We start from the raw sequence: 12805 nt of genomic DNA, 5'->3' as shown, positions 1-12805 counted from the left end.
TTAAGGGAAGCTTAATTGACATAGACAGACCCTCATTTTATGATAAAATAAAAAGACAGGAGAAGATCTGTGCGTTATTTAGCAATTCCGATTATGATCAGTATGATTATGATCAACGCCTATATTGGCTTTCGCCTATGGCGTCGGTTTTTTCAGATACGATTTCGTAAAAGGTGGGTATTGGCGGTAGAAATGATAGTGCTGCAGATACTCACCCTCATTTTTTGGATTCCGCGGTTTGCAGAAGGCCTTTTGCCACACGCGCTTGAACAGGCATTATATTGGATTGGCGGCTGCTGGATGTGTGCTGATTTGTATTTAATGCTTTTCATTTTGTTTCTCGATATCCTATGGCTGTGCAGGCGAAGAAAAAAGCCATGGAGTGAAAAGAGCTGCCAGCGCATTTACGGCGGCATGCTAGGTCTCGTATTGATAGTAGTAATCCTTGCCGTATTTCAGGCAAATCAAATTCACGTTACGCCATATCAAATTCAGCTAGAAGCGCCGCAGGCGCAAAATGACGAATTTCACATTGCATTAATCAGCGACATTCACTTAGGGACGATTTGGGGTGCCGAACGAGTTGAAAAAATCGTAAGCAATATCAATGCGCTTAAGCCGGATTTAGTTTTGATTTCCGGGGACTTGCTGGATGCTGGAATCGATGCCGTATCAGAAAAGGAGCAAATTGTAGAAGCATTTCAAAAGCTAGAAGCACGTTACGGCGTATATGCCTGTTTAGGCAATCATGACAGCGGATTTGGCGTGCATGCCAAACCGCAGCAGACAGTTGCTTTTTTAGAGCGCTGCGGGATAAAAATCCTACTGGATGAGGGCATCCTTTTAGATAACGGAGTGTTTTTGGCAGGCCGGATCGATCCGACAATGGAGGCGGAGCGAAAAACACCGGAGCAGCTTTTGCAGGGATATGCTGATAGGCCGGTCATTATGCTGGATCATCAGCCGCCAACACGCTGGAAGTCGTGGTGGCAGGAGGCAGAGGAGGCAGGGGCAGACTTGATTCTCTCTGGTCATACGCATAATGGACAGATTTTTCCGGGAAATATCCTGCTTGAGATGATCAGCACATGCTCATACGGATATTGGAAAGGAAGCCATCTGCAGGCTATTGTCACATCAGGAATTGGCACATGGGGGCCTACTGCCCGGATGGGAACAAAATCGGAGATTGTTTTTATTGAAGTAAAGACTACCAAAAGTGCATCAGGAATGCACTAAAAAAATTTGATAATTCTTGAAAGCATCCGATGAATATGATAAAATAATAGGCATATAGCATAATTGGAGCTGAATTGTACAGGAGGTAACCATGCAGATTGTTTTTAAAAGAACGCCAGGTCTGATCTATGATGTGTATCAGGCTCTTACCATGAAACTGAATGATCGGAGTAAATGGATCAGCAGGTTAGCAGAGGATGAAAATAAACAAAAATCAATGATTGAGATGGAATACAAGCTGAGCCAGCTGGAGGATCCCAGCCCAGAGCTCGCGGTATTTTTTTATCAAAAAGAAGCAGGCGCGACAAATTTTTTTCATGAAGTGATTGCTGAGGTTATGAATCGTTCGGATGAAAACATGACAAAGGATGCCGTCATGGAATATTTGCTGTACAGAGAACAGATGAAGGAGAAACTCTGCCAGTATTATTTGGGAGATTCAGTGGATTATCATGATATTCGTGCGCTGGCGCAGGCGATCGATGCAAGCAAGGATATCGAAGAATCTATTAAGTTTCTTTTGCTTTCATTTTATATTCATGATGTGTCTTATTTGGAAAATCTAAGAAGAATTTTTCAATCATATTATAATGAAATTCTCAAAATTTACGAGGCGAGAGCCAATGAGCTGATATTAAAGCAGGAGAGCTTCAGTCCGGAGCAGGCCTGCGCAAGACAAGAGCCCACGATTCGTAAAAGAGGGCGGAAAAAAGAAATTCAAAAATGCATAGTCTCTTTTGTGCTTTTTTATGAAAATGTCTTCTGGTATTTGAATAAAACGGAAGAAGAGGTATGGTTTATTATCGGAGATCAGTATATAGAGCCTGAGGAGGAAGAAGAAAAGCTTCAGGTTAATATGGAGAAATTTGGAAATGCGCTGGCAGATCAGCACAGAATCAATATTATTAAAATCCTTTTAAATGAAGGAGAAAAATCGAGTGCAGAACTTGCCGGCAGATTAAATATTGCCGTCAATACAGTGGGATATCATGTTGATATTATGAAGAAAGCGAAGCTGCTTTCGTACCATAATCAGAGAAAGACCGCCTATTACCGGATCAACACCAAGGTCTGCCGAATGGCCACATGGAAGCTGCAGGAATGGATCCTTGGGGAAGAATTATAAAGGAGGAATAAGCAGTGGAAGTTAAATTTTATCGTAATCCCGGTCTGTTTTATGATCTATATCATATTTTGATGATGAAATTGAATCGGCGAGCTAAATGGCTGGAGAGAGTCGCCAATGCCGGATATGAGCAAAAGGATACAGAGTATATTGACGCTTGTTTAAAAGAGTTTGCGGAGCCGAATCCGGAGCTGGCTATTTTCTTTTTTATTAAGAATCGGAGAACGGATTGTTATTTTTTGGATATCTATAGAGAGGTTTTGGCAGAGCAGCAGGAAGATATGAAGCTGGCGGATTTTACCTCTTATTTGGATGATACCGAGCGAATCCGAAGAGAGGTCTGCGCTTTTTATTTAGGAAAAACAGTAGACTATCAGAATATTTTAGAGGTTTCACAGACAATTTATCAAAGTGAGACAATCAAAGAAGCGATGAAATTTCAATTGCTGCATTTTTTTGCAGATCCTACCTTTTTCACGGAAATGCTGAAGGAGTGTCTTTCTGCCTATATAGAAAAGCTAGAAGCTATATATAGTAAAAAAGAGGATGATCTGAAAAAAAGTGAACAGGCATTTCAAATGACGACGCTCATGGAAGGCTTTAAAAGCATGACAGGTCGGTCGGCTGTTAAGGAAGACGGTGAAGCGCTTAAGATTTCTATCCTTGCCGTCAGTAAAAATATTGTTTTTAAGGCTGCCGAGACGAATTGGTTTATTTTGGGGTATGATCATCAGATTACGCTGAGAAATGAGCTGGATACCAAAATTGATATTGAAAAATTCGGAAATGCAATGGGAGATCAGAACAGGATCCGAATCATTGAGTATTTATTGAAGGAAGGTGAGCTTTCGGGAGGCGATTTGGCCAAACGGCTTGGTATTGCGCTCAACACCGCAAGCTACCACCTGGATATCATGCAGGATGCTCACATGCTGTGCAGCCGCAATCTGGGCAAGGCAACCTATTATTGGCTCAATATCCGCACATGTGAAAAGGCCATTTTATTTCTTAATGAGTGGATTCGAAGGGTAAAACGCAGAAGATAAAGCGAAGCGCTATTTTATGAAAAAGTAAGGGATTCGTGATGGACATGCTTGACAGTCAACCAGAAAGCTGGTACACTAGTCCATGATGTATAAACAGAAAGAGGTGTAATTCATGAAAAGAATTAAAACGCTGAATACCAGAAATTTAAACGAGTCCGCTAAAAAAGGCGGCTGCGGCGAATGCCAGACTTCATGCCAGTCCGCTAGCAAAACTTCTTGCAGCGTGGCAAACCAGAAGTGCGAGCAGCTGAAGAAATAATCAACATGCTTGCTGTGAAACCGCTGTGAGGCGCTTTGCTTTACAGCGGTCTTTTCTTGCAGATTACATAAGAAATAGATCATATCGAATATAGGAGGAACTCATGGTACATTGTTTTCAAAAAAACGGATATTATATTGTACTGGATGTAAATAGCGGTTCTGTGCATCAGGTAGATGAGATAGCCTATGCAATGATTCAGTTGTATGAAGATCATACGGCTGAAGAAATCATTGACATGATGTTAGCACGTTATCAAGGAAGAGAGGATATCACAGAGGCGGAGCTTCGAGAAACCTTAGACGATATCGAAAGCTTGAAGCAAGAGGGTAAATTGTTTTCTAAAGATATCTATGAGGATGTAGCATGGGATTTTAAAAAAAGGCAATCCGTCGTAAAAGCATTGTGCCTGCATGTTGCGCATGATTGTAATCTGGCCTGCAAATATTGTTTTGCAGGAGAAGGAGAATATCATGGTGACAGGGGAATTATGAGCTATGAGGTCGGCAAACAGGCGCTTGATTTTTTAATTCAGAATTCCGGTACGCGGCATAATCTGGAAGTAGACTTTTTTGGCGGCGAGCCTTTGATGAACTGGGAAGTGGTAAAACAGCTGGTGGCCTATGGCAGAGAGCAGGAAAAGCTGCATGACAAAAAATTCCGCTTTACGCTCACGACAAATGGAGTGCTTTTGGATGAGGAGGTTATGGATTTTTGTAACCGGGAAATGGGCAATGTCGTCTTGAGCATGGATGGCCGCAAAGAAATCAACGACCGAATGAGAAGTAGCCAGAATGGAAAGGGCAGCTATGATCTGATCGTGCCTAAGTTCCAGAAGATGGTGGAAAAGAGAGGAGATCAGGAATATTATATGCGCGGCACTTATACGCATTATAATACCGACTTTGTGAAGGATCTGCTGCATATGGCAGATTTGGGCTTTAAAGAGCTTTCTATTGAGCCGGTTGTAGCGCCGCCGGAAGCAGACTATGCGCTTACGGAAGAGGATCTGCCTGTCTTATATGAGCAGTATGATCAGCTGGCCGTTGAAATGCTGAAGCGCCACAAAGAAGGCAAGGATTTTACTTTTTACCATTATATGCTGGACTTGGAAGGCGGTCCGTGCGTAGTAAAACGAATTTCAGGTTGCGGCGTAGGGACGGAGTATTTGGCGGTAACGCCTAATGGCGATTTGTATCCCTGTCACCAGTTTGCAGGCGAAGAGAAATATCTGCTGGGCAATGTGTTTGATGGGATTACCAATGAGCAGGCCCGCGATGATTTTAAGCTTTGCAATATATATGCGCATAAAGAATGCAAGGACTGTTTTGCACGCATGTATTGCAGCGGAGGCTGCGCAGCCAATGCGGCACATTATACAGGAAGCGTGAATGGCGTATATGAGCTGGGGTGCAAGCTGCATCGCTGCCGCATAGAAAACGCCCTCATGCTGCAGGTGGCGCTTGCAGAGGAGGCTGCGGAGGAGGAAGAATGAAGATTGCACTGGTAACGGGAGCCTCTTCCGGCTTAGGCCGGGAATTTGTACGGCAGCTGGCGCTGCAAAATCTGGATGAAATCTGGGTGATTGCACGCCGTGCGGAGCGTTTGGAAGCGCTGCAGAGAGAGGTGCCTGCAAGACTGCGTATTTTGGCATATGATCTGACTAAGGATGGAAGCGTTGCTTCGGTGAAGGCTCTTTTAGAGGCCTATCATCCACAGGTGAAGCTTTTGGTCAATGCGGCTGGGTTTGGCAAGTTTGGTAGCTGTCAGCAGCTTTTGGAGCAGGATTTAAGGGATATGATGGCGTTGAATATGGAGGCGGTGGTATGTCTGTCCAAGGTCGTGCTTCCATATATGCCAAGAGGCGGCCGTATCATCAATATGGCGTCTATGGCGGCATTTCAGCCGCTGCCGTATTTTAGTCTCTATGCAGCGACAAAGGCATTTGTGCTGAGCTATTCGCGGGCACTGCATGTGGAGCTGAAGCCAAGAAATATTTCTGTTACGGCGGTTTGCCCGGGATTTGTGGATACGGAATTTATTCAAGTAGCCCGCCGCACAAAGAGACCGGATGGATGTACGCATTATTGGCCGTTATATCGCCCGCAGGAGGTTGTGCGCAGGGCGTTGATTGATAGCTATCGGCGCCGGGACATATCGGTATATGGCCTGAACACAAATATAAAGCGCTTTTTAGCCAAGATTTCGCCTCAGCCGCTGACAAATGCTGTGTGGATGTGGCTGCGGAATCGATAATTTATTGCTTCATATAGATGAAAATAAAACCGTGGAATCTCTTTGTTTAAAAGAATTTCCACGGTTCTTCATTTTAGAGCTGCTAACCAGATTTGAACTGGTGACCTCCGCCTTACCAAGGCGACGCTCTACCGACTGAGCCATAGCAGCTGATCGCAATCATTGTCGATCGCGAAAACTATAATATCATACTCCCTATAAAATGTCAATGCTTAAATTTATAAATATCTAAGTCATTAGCCAGCGGGGATAAGCATTTAATGGGGGAGGTTTTCTATTGCATAATCTGCTTCTTCAGGAGTGAATTGTTCTCCATATTCTGAAACTAGCTGATCTCGTATGGCGGCAGGAGTCATATCCATGCTTTCCTGATATGATTTCGCCCTTTCTAATGCATTGGCTTTCCAGTCTGCTTGCAGATTGTCAATGGCATATTGAGCTTCTTCAGGAGTGAATTGCTCTCCATATTCAGAGGTTAATTGATCATATATACCAGCTTTTGACATATGAAGATTATCGCTGTAATTTTTAGCTTGTTTTAATGCGTTTTGCTTCCAATCTGCTTGAATATGATCAACAGCGTATTGAGCTGCTTCAGCAGAAAAGTTTTCTCCGTATTCAGAGGTCAGCTGATCATAGATACCGGCTTTTGACATGTGTATATTGTCGCAATAAATTTTAGCCTTAGCAAGAGCAGATTTATACTCCTGGGGGACACTAGGATCATTTGTGACAGTACTTTCCTGAACAGCTGTTGTATCCGGCTGAGTGTAAGAAATGGATTCGATTACGGCGTTGATATCATCATCATAGACATAATTAGATGCTTCAGATGCGACAACGGCCATGAGATAAATAAAATGATTGCCTGATCCTCCTACAAAAACAACGGAAGTAAATGGCTGTTCATAAAAATAGGAACAATGGAATACATAGGCGCTGTCAAGGGAAGAAATAGACACCTTAGAAGGAGCAGTGGTTACTGTGAAATCTTGGTAGGAAGAATTAGAGGAGAAAGCATCAATCAGTTCCTTGGTAAATTCAGAGAGGTATGTATCGTCTATCATATTGGTGATAACGGATGCCGATATGGAGAAGCTAGCATTTCCGAGGGAGGAATCATAGTTAAAAGTAGTGTCTGTAGAATTGGATTTTTTTATCCAGCTATCAGGAATCATGATATTGAAATTACCACACTGAACAGAGGAGGCACTAGAAAATTCATTTGCCTGAACTTTTTGCGGCGTAATTACAGATGACTCTAATGGAACAGATGAATCTACTGTTGTAGAAGATTCTATATTGCTGCTGTTGACCTCGTCATTGTTTTTGGTGCATGCGGTAAGGGAAAAGAGCATGGTAAAAATAAGGATAAAATAAAAGAGCTTTTTAATCATCATAATCATCTCCTAAAGTAATCGTAGTGTGAAAAGTGGGCATCTTTTCGTACTTCCTTCAGTCTGTTTGATCACAGGCTATATCTCCTTCTGAAAGTAGTATAGCATTAAAAAATTGCGTAATCAATGATGTTTATAAAAAGTATTCACAATTCGACACTTAGGATATTGGAAATATGATAGGACAGTTAATAGTTCATAGACTTTTTATTACATGTGATTTATAATGAACCATAGGAGGAAATGAAAATGCAGAAAACAGAAAAGCATATTTTAAAAGTAGCATTATTGCAGATTGCTCCGGGCAGTACGTTAAAAGAGAATCTGGATAAAGGCGTTTTTTTCTGCCGGGAGGCTAAGAATAAAGGAGCGGATATTGCGCTATTTCCTGAAATGTGGAGCAATGGTTACCGGATCTATGATCGTCCGATTGAAGAATGGAAACAAGAAGCGATTTCAATAGAGGATGAGTTTGTTACGGCTTTTAAAAGATTGGCACAGGAGCTGAAAATGGCCATTGGCATTACCCTTTTGGAGGAATATGAAGGCGGTCCGCGTAATACGATGGTTCTTTTTGATCAAAAAGGGGAAAGAAAACTGGTTTATGCGAAGGTGCATACCTGTGATTTTGATGTGGAAGGAAATTTAACGCCGGGAGAGGATTTTTATGTAACAGAACTGGAGACAAAGTGCGGCGCGGTAAAGGTGGGAGCTATGATTTGCTATGACCGTGAATTTCCGGAAAGCGCACGGATTTTGATGCTAAAGGGTGCAGAGCTGATTTTGGTGCCCAATGCCTGTCCGATGGAAATCAACCGGCTCTGTCAGCTTCGGGGGAGGGCCTATGAAAACATGGTTGCGATTGCCACATGCAATTATCCGGATAGTGTCCCCGATTGTAACGGAGGCTCTAGTATGTTTGATGGAGTCGCATATTTGCCGGAACTGTCAGGTTCGAGAGATACATGCGTTCTGCAGGCAGGAGGGGATGAGGGAATTTATCTTGCAGAGCTGGATCTTGATATGCTTAGGCGCTACCGGGAAAATGAGGTACACGGCAATGCCTATCGTCATCCGGGAAAATATACCTTATTGACAGAAACGATGATCAAAGAGCCATTTATTAGAGAAAATTATCGGCAATAGGATAAAATTTGAGGCTATCATTTAAAGAAAAAGAATGATATAATAAAGGCGGCCAGATATATCTCGGCGATTCAAGTCCCTGAGCCGCCTTGCGAGTTTGCTACAGAGCAGCAAACTCCGATATCGTCATGGTTTGATAAAGGCGGCAAGGCAATTTGGGTTAGTCAAGTCCCTGAGCCGCCTTGCGAGTTTGCTGCAGAGCAGCAAACTCCGGTATCGTCATGGTTTGATAAAGGCGGCAAGGCAATTTTTGGTTATTCAAGTCCCTGAAAAGAGATGGAAAGGATACTAGCTATGAGTATAAAGATTCAATTGTTTTTTGATTATGTATGTCCATTTTGCTATCTGGGTGAAATTCCTTTTGAAGAGGCGATTAAAGGCATGGATGTCGAGGTGCAGCTTTGTCCTTATGAGCTGCGCAGACCGCCGGTGCCTAAGACCGATCCCATGCATGATGAGGCAAAGCTAAAGCGGTTTGATGAAGTACTGCTTCCTGCTGCCAAAAAGCTTGGAGTAGAAATGAAGCTGCCTTGGATTTCTCCTCATCCGTATACCACACTTACCTTTCAAGGATTTTATTTTGCCAAGGAAGCAGGGAAAGAGACAGAGTATAATCATCGGATTTTTCATGCTTTTTATGTGGATGAAAAGGATATTGGAGAAATGTCAGTGATCGAAGCCGTTTTAACGGAGCTGGGGCTCGATGTGGCGGCCTTCGAAAGGGCGGTAGAGGAAAAGACGTATATGCCGGTGCTGGATGCGGCAAAGGAATATGCGAAATCACAAGAGGTATCATCCATTCCCACCTTTGTGATCGGTAATCAAAGATTGACAGGGATTCACACGGTAGAGGAGTTTAAACAGGCCATTGAAAATGCGGCGGAGATTGGCGAAGAGCAAATCGGCATGCACTGCGGTTTAGACGGGAAATGTGAATGAAAATCTCTTGACAGCAGAGTGAAGAAGGGAGGAGCGGAAATGACAGGAAAGGCACTCGATGAAATCAGACTGCAGTATCCGGAAGTTAATCAGGCATTTTGGTATGCGGTCAGAGCTCATAGGGGGCAGTATAGAAAGGATGGAAAGACTCCATATATTGTGCATCCTGTAGAGGTAGCAGAGATTGTAACGACGCTTACACAGGATCCGGATGTGATTGCCGCTGCGCTGCTTCATGATGTGGTAGAGGATACACTGGTTACGATGCCGGATCTGGTGCGGGCATTTGGCGCACATGTGGCGGGACTGGTTGAGGAGGAGACGGAGGACAAGCGAGAGCAGCAGCCGCCCGAGGAGACATGGGAAATGCGCAAGCAGGAAATGGTGATGAAAATTGGAGCGGCTGGGAAAGAAGCCAAGATGATTTCTTTGTCCGATAAATTATCGAATTTACGCTCAATTAAGAATGGAATTGAGGAGAGCGGTGATGAGTTTTGGATGTGTTTCCATCAGTCTGATAAAGAAAAACAGGCATGGTTTTATCGCGCGATGGGACAGCAATACGTCAGTCTTAAAAAGACAGAGGCAGGGCAGCAGTATGAAAAGCTGCTGAAAGAGATCTTTGGCTAGAAATGACACAAAAGAAAAGCTCTTTTGGATATCAAAAAGCGGCAGTGAATTCACTCACTGCCGCTTTTTAGATACCATTCAAACCGGAAATTACAGACCCAGATCTTTTAATTTATCAGCTAAAAGCGTATAGCCAGCCTCATCCGGATCAGATTTATAAGAAACAGGAGCGCTGCCGCCGCGTTTCTTATTTGTCGCACGTCTTCTGGGAGCGCCTTCTTTAGAATCTTTTTTGGCATTCTTATTGCCTTCGGGATTGGGCATCAGAGCGCGCATGGATAAAGAGATTTTATTGCTGGCTTCATCCAGCTTAATCACCTTTACTTCTACCTCCTGCCCAACCTGCAGGAATTCGTTGATGTCCTTTACATACGTGTTGGACACCTCAGAAATATGAACCAGACCCTGTGTATTTTCACCCTCAAGAGCGACAAAAGCACCAAAAGACTGAATACCGGTAACTTTACCTTTTAAAACTGCACCAACTTCAATACTCATAATAACGACCTCCGTCTGGTTATCACTTTGGTAAATCAGGTGAAGATATGTGCAGATGAAAAAATCTCTTTATCAGATTTTTTGATCTTGTTGCGCAAATCATCAGACAAAATGCGAAGTCCAGCCAAAATCATAACCTAAGTGTATTACAGTCATATATTATAGCATATAAAAGAAAAACTGGGTACTGGTGATTTGATACAAATCTAAAGGATTCTGAATTCCTTATTTGCAGCGTTTTGTTAAATATAAAAGTTTAAAATTATTGACAAACGATAATTTTTAGTATATGATATAAAATCATTTACATAAGAAGGAGCGTACGGATTGATGATGGAATATCTAGACTTACTTTTTACATTTCCTTATGAACTGATTGCCAAGGGGCTTCGGATCTGGTCTTTGTCAGGACAAAGCGGAAACATGGCGGCTTTTACCGTGTATCTCTTGATCTGTTTTGCTCCGATCTTGTATGGAATGTGGAGCCTATGGAAACGAGGGATTAAACCCGAGGATGCACTGCTTCCCATTTTGAGCGGCATATTAGCAGTAGGAATCTATCGAATGATCAATCCCCATACGATGCCGCTGCCGGAAGTGCAGCAGGGGATGAAGATTTTATATAGTATGGCGGCAAACGCGGTATTAGGCGGGTATGGGATCATCCGGCTGCTGCGGCGTTTTTTCCGTGCCGATATGAGGCAGCTGCAGAAATATCTGATTCGGCTGCTTTGGTTTTTAGGCTTGGTTTTTATCGGCGGCATCCTGCTTCGGATTGCCATCTTTCCGAGCTCCATTAAGGCGCTGCAGGAAAATAATACAGGAGCTGGCAGTCTGCTGCTCAGCTATATCAATCTGGCAGCAGAGGCGGCGATCGAGATACTTCCGTATGGCTTAGATATCTGGGTTTGCATAGCGGCAAGAGGGTTGCTGCAGGTGCAGATAGCGGCCCCTCACACAGAGCAGGTACTGCAAAAGGCAAAACGTCTGACGCTGACCTGTGCACGCGCTCTGATCATTCTTGTCTGTTCTAATATCACACTGCATGTGCTGCAGCTTTTTTGGGCGCCAGCCCTGCATGTGCTTAACAGTGCACTGTCCATTCCGATTTTTTCTATTGCCTTTGTACTTGTTGCGCTGCTGGCCGCCAAGCTGCTGCAGGAAAACAAAGAGCTTAAGGACAGCAACGACCTGTTTATTTGAGGTGAGACCCATGGCGATTGAGCTGCATCTTAAGGAGATATTAAAGGACCGGAATATGACATCAAAAGAGCTTTGCGCCAAAATCGGCATCACCGAAGCCAATCTCTCGATCCTGCGAAGCGGCAAAGCAAAGGGCGTACGATTTACCACGATCAACAAAATTTGCTACTACCTGCACTGTGAGGTGGGAGATATTTTAAAATTTGACGGAAGACTGGAGGAAGAAGATGAAGTATAAACATATGATCTTAGCGGGACTATTTTTAAGCTTCTGTCTGCTCAGCAGCTGCCAGCTTGCGCTGGAAGAGTCGGAAGGCGATGGGCAGGGGCATTTAATTGGACTTTTTATTACACAGGAGCATTTTGAGATGAATGCCCCAGAGGAGCAGAGAATCTATGCAAAACGAGAAAATGAGCGCTGGGATTTTGACGGAATAGAAGGTATTTGCTGTTTTGTACCCGATGTGAAGGAAGAGGAGGAGCACTATACTGAAATTTGTATGGACGAAGCAATCTATGCGGATCGATCTGAGATAAAAACGACCGATGAGGGAAATGAGGTCCGGCTGGAGGCAACGCTCTATTTCCCGCCCTGCGGGAAGAAGCTTGTTTATCTGAATCCGGTATATCAGGATGAACGGGGAAGGGTGTATGCGGTGCAGGGAAATGGTCTGGATATGGATTTTGACGGGCCGGGCGTAAGCTGCTCGCATAGGCTGGAGGAGAATCAAGCAAAGACGGAGAATGGAAAGCGGGAAGCGGAGATTTTTTCGGCACAGCTGACGCTGGAGAGCCGGGCGCTGCCGGAGGAGGTTAGGCTGATTGAAATGACGGCTGATCACCAGAAGACGCAGGAGACAGTGTATGCGGCTGGCGAGGTGCCGGCGCAGCTGGTACTGCCGGAGGAGGTTGCTTATGTTGTGATGGAAACGAAGGAAGAGCAGGAAATTGAGCGCGCAGTAGTCAGCCGCGGAGAGGAAGGGCTGGAGAGCTGGTATCTGAGAGAAGATGGGTATTTGGCAGCGCGCTATACACAGCTGTTATGGCAGGAATGAGGAGGAAAGTC

Annotated in this window: 14 protein-coding genes and 1 tRNA gene; 12 read left to right on the top strand and 3 right to left on the bottom strand. The window is 44.0% G+C overall.

Features of this window, described 5'->3' with window-relative positions:
• Nucleotides 1-69: 69 nt before the first annotated feature.
• The 6 genes from HFE64_07510 to HFE64_07485 all read left to right on the top strand — a co-directional run bounded on the left by HFE64_07510 (nt 70) and on the right by HFE64_07485 (nt 5926).
• A complete protein-coding gene (locus tag HFE64_07510; GenBank protein ID MCI8633307.1) occupies nt 70-1239 on the top strand; it encodes a metallophosphoesterase in 1170 nt (389 codons plus the stop codon).
• A gap of 91 nt (nt 1240-1330) precedes the next feature.
• Nucleotides 1331-2365, top strand: a complete 1035-nt coding sequence (locus HFE64_07505) for a winged helix-turn-helix transcriptional regulator (GenBank protein ID MCI8633306.1) — start codon at nt 1331-1333, stop codon at nt 2363-2365.
• Between the two features lie 14 nt (nt 2366-2379).
• Nucleotides 2380-3411: a winged helix-turn-helix transcriptional regulator gene (locus HFE64_07500; protein MCI8633305.1), complete on the top strand. Its 1032-nt coding sequence runs from the start codon at nt 2380-2382 to the stop codon at nt 3409-3411.
• Between the two features lie 112 nt (nt 3412-3523).
• The gene (scfA, locus tag HFE64_07495) at nt 3524-3670 is read left to right on the top strand and encodes a six-cysteine peptide SCIFF (GenBank protein MCI8633304.1); all 147 of its coding nucleotides are present in this window, start codon (nt 3524-3526) and stop codon (nt 3668-3670) included.
• Between the two features lie 103 nt (nt 3671-3773).
• Nucleotides 3774-5165, top strand: a complete 1392-nt coding sequence (gene scfB, locus HFE64_07490) for a thioether cross-link-forming SCIFF peptide maturase (protein ID MCI8633303.1) — start codon at nt 3774-3776, stop codon at nt 5163-5165.
• Complete coding sequence (locus HFE64_07485) at nt 5162-5926, top strand: SDR family NAD(P)-dependent oxidoreductase (GenBank protein MCI8633302.1); 765 nt, start codon at nt 5162-5164, stop codon at nt 5924-5926. Before scfB ends, HFE64_07485 begins: the two co-directional genes overlap by 4 nt.
• A 77-nt stretch (nt 5927-6003) precedes the next feature.
• Here the strand turns inward: HFE64_07485 and HFE64_07480 are convergent.
• Nucleotides 6004-6076 (bottom strand) — tRNA-Thr (locus HFE64_07480).
• Between the two features lie 107 nt (nt 6077-6183).
• Nucleotides 6184-6774 (bottom strand): hypothetical protein, encoded by a 591-nt coding sequence (locus tag HFE64_07475; protein ID MCI8633301.1) that lies wholly within the window; start codon nt 6772-6774, stop codon nt 6184-6186.
• A 792-nt stretch (nt 6775-7566) separates the two neighbouring features.
• Between HFE64_07475 and HFE64_07470 the strand changes: the two genes are divergently transcribed.
• From HFE64_07470 to HFE64_07460, 3 genes are all read left to right on the top strand, one after another.
• Nucleotides 7567-8469: a carbon-nitrogen hydrolase family protein gene (locus HFE64_07470; GenBank protein ID MCI8633300.1), complete on the top strand. Its 903-nt coding sequence runs from the start codon at nt 7567-7569 to the stop codon at nt 8467-8469.
• 294 nt (nt 8470-8763) lie between these two features.
• A complete protein-coding gene (locus HFE64_07465; protein ID MCI8633299.1) occupies nt 8764-9408 on the top strand; it encodes a thioredoxin domain-containing protein in 645 nt (214 codons plus the stop codon).
• A 39-nt stretch (nt 9409-9447) separates the two neighbouring features.
• Nucleotides 9448-10038, top strand: a complete 591-nt coding sequence (locus tag HFE64_07460; GenBank protein ID MCI8633298.1) for a bifunctional (p)ppGpp synthetase/guanosine-3',5'-bis(diphosphate) 3'-pyrophosphohydrolase — start codon at nt 9448-9450, stop codon at nt 10036-10038.
• Between the two features lie 90 nt (nt 10039-10128).
• Here HFE64_07460 and HFE64_07455 read toward each other — a convergent pair whose 3' ends face one another.
• Nucleotides 10129-10536, bottom strand: a complete 408-nt coding sequence (locus tag HFE64_07455; GenBank protein MCI8633297.1) for a S1 RNA-binding domain-containing protein — start codon at nt 10534-10536, stop codon at nt 10129-10131.
• 330 nt (nt 10537-10866) lie between these two features.
• On the opposite strand from HFE64_07455, the gene HFE64_07450 reads away from it, so the two are divergent.
• The 3 genes from HFE64_07450 to HFE64_07440 are packed head-to-tail and all read left to right on the top strand — an operon-like array spanning nt 10867 to nt 12794.
• The gene (locus HFE64_07450; GenBank protein MCI8633296.1) at nt 10867-11739 is read left to right on the top strand and encodes a hypothetical protein; all 873 of its coding nucleotides are present in this window, start codon (nt 10867-10869) and stop codon (nt 11737-11739) included.
• A gap of 10 nt (nt 11740-11749) precedes the next feature.
• Nucleotides 11750-11977 carry a helix-turn-helix transcriptional regulator gene (locus HFE64_07445; GenBank protein ID MCI8633295.1) on the top strand — a complete coding sequence of 76 codons (228 nt, stop codon included), beginning with the start codon at nt 11750-11752 and terminating at the stop codon, nt 11975-11977.
• Nucleotides 11967-12794: a hypothetical protein gene (locus tag HFE64_07440; GenBank protein MCI8633294.1), complete on the top strand. Its 828-nt coding sequence runs from the start codon at nt 11967-11969 to the stop codon at nt 12792-12794. Before HFE64_07445 ends, HFE64_07440 begins: the two co-directional genes overlap by 11 nt.
• The last annotated feature ends 11 nt before the right edge of the window (nt 12795-12805 follow it).

The sequence above is a fragment of the Lachnospiraceae bacterium genome, from assembly GCA_022794035.1.
Lineage (GTDB): Bacteria > Bacillota > Clostridia > Lachnospirales > Bianqueaceae > CALWPV01.
The sequence above is the reverse complement of the archived record's forward strand: the minus strand, read 5'-3'. Positions and strand labels throughout refer to the sequence as shown.

Bases quoted from the DNA above. Each gene is read 5' to 3' on its own strand.
- HFE64_07440 (MCI8633294.1), top strand. From the start codon at position 11,967: ATGAAGTATAAACATATGATCTTAGCGGGACTATTTTTAAGCTTCTGT.
- HFE64_07450 (MCI8633296.1), top strand. From the start codon at position 10,867: ATGATGGAATATCTAGACTTACTTTTTACATTTCCTTATGAACTGATT.
- HFE64_07475 (MCI8633301.1), bottom strand. From the start codon at position 6,774: ATGGCCGTTGTCGCATCTGAAGCATCTAATTATGTCTATGATGATGAT.
- HFE64_07485 (MCI8633302.1), top strand. From the start codon at position 5,162: ATGAAGATTGCACTGGTAACGGGAGCCTCTTCCGGCTTAGGCCGGGAA.
- HFE64_07445 (MCI8633295.1), top strand. From the start codon at position 11,750: ATGGCGATTGAGCTGCATCTTAAGGAGATATTAAAGGACCGGAATATG.
- scfA (MCI8633304.1), top strand. From the start codon at position 3,524: ATGAAAAGAATTAAAACGCTGAATACCAGAAATTTAAACGAGTCCGCT.
- scfB (MCI8633303.1), top strand. From the start codon at position 3,774: ATGGTACATTGTTTTCAAAAAAACGGATATTATATTGTACTGGATGTA.
- HFE64_07465 (MCI8633299.1), top strand. From the start codon at position 8,764: ATGAGTATAAAGATTCAATTGTTTTTTGATTATGTATGTCCATTTTGC.
- HFE64_07505 (MCI8633306.1), top strand. From the start codon at position 1,331: ATGCAGATTGTTTTTAAAAGAACGCCAGGTCTGATCTATGATGTGTAT.
- HFE64_07470 (MCI8633300.1), top strand. From the start codon at position 7,567: ATGAAAATGCAGAAAACAGAAAAGCATATTTTAAAAGTAGCATTATTG.
- HFE64_07460 (MCI8633298.1), top strand. From the start codon at position 9,448: ATGACAGGAAAGGCACTCGATGAAATCAGACTGCAGTATCCGGAAGTT.
- HFE64_07455 (MCI8633297.1), bottom strand. From the start codon at position 10,536: ATGAGTATTGAAGTTGGTGCAGTTTTAAAAGGTAAAGTTACCGGTATT.